Raw genomic sequence first — 1,220 nt, 5'->3', positions numbered from 1 at the left:
AGGGACCGAACTGTCTCACGACGTTCTGAACCCAGCTCGCGTACCGCTTTAATGGGCGAACAGCCCAACCCTTGGGACCGACTACAGCCCCAGGATGCGATGAGCCGACATCGAGGTGCCAAACCTCCCCGTCGATGTGAACTCTTGGGGGAGATAAGCCTGTTATCCCCGGGGTAGCTTTTATCCGTTGAGCGATGGCCCTTCCATGCGGAACCACCGGATCACTAAGCCCGACTTTCGTCCCTGCTCGACTTGTAGGTCTCGCAGTCAAGCTCCCTTCTGCCTTTACACTCTGCGAATGATTTCCAACCATTCTGAGGGAACCTTTGGGCGCCTCCGTTACCTTTTGGGAGGCGACCGCCCCAGTCAAACTGCCTGCCTGACACTGTCTCCGGACCGGATCACGGCCCTGGGTTAGAAGGTCCATACAGCCAGGGTGGTATCCCACGGGTGCCTCCACGTAAGCTGGCGCTCACGTTTCCAAGGCTCCCACCTATCCTGTACAAGCTGTACAGACATTCAATATCAAGGTGCAGTAAAGCTCCACGGGGTCTTTCCGTCCTGTCGCGGGTAATGCGCATCTTCACGCATAGTATAATTTCACCGGGTCTCTCGTTGAGACAGTGCCCAAGTCGTTGCACCTTTCGTGCGGGTCGGAACTTACCCGACAAGGAATTTCGCTACCTTAGGACCGTTATAGTTACGGCCGCCGTTTACTGGGGCTTCAGTTCTGTGCTTCGGGATAAACCCTAACACTTCCCCTTAACCTTCCAGCACCGGGCAGGTGTCAGCCCCTATACTTCGCCTTGCGGCTTCGCAGAGACCTGTGTTTTTGCTAAACAGTCGCTTGGGCCTATTCACTGCGGCTTCTCATGCAAGAAGCACCCCTTCTCCCTAAGTTACGGGGTCATTTTGCCGAGTTCCTTAACGAGAGTTCTCCCGCTCACCTTAGGATTCTCTCCTCGCCTACCTGTGTCGGTTTGCGGTACGGGCACCTATGAACTCACTAGAGGGTTTTCTTGGCAGTGTGAAATCGGGAACTTCGCTACTATATTTCACTCCCCGTCACAGCTTGAGATTGCCAGACGGATTTGCCTGTCTGACTCTCTTACTGCTTGGGCGCACGCTTCCATCGGTGCGCTTTCCCTATCCTTCTGCGTCGCCCCATCATTCAAACGCTCATGAGGTGGTACAGGAATATCCGCCTGTTGTCCATCGCC

Annotated in this window: 1 rRNA gene; it reads right to left on the bottom strand. The window is 55.1% G+C overall.

Annotation, left to right across the window (positions count from 1 at the left end):
- Window positions 1-1,220: ribosomal RNA gene (locus tag GHD25_RS19765) — 23S ribosomal RNA — on the bottom strand; the annotation flags it as partial.

Origin of the sequence: Virgibacillus aidingensis (assembly GCF_010994035.1) — a bacterium.
In the GTDB taxonomy this organism is placed as follows: domain Bacteria; phylum Bacillota; class Bacilli; order Bacillales; family Amphibacillaceae; genus Virgibacillus_N.
This window is presented reverse-complemented; position numbering and strand designations above follow the sequence as displayed.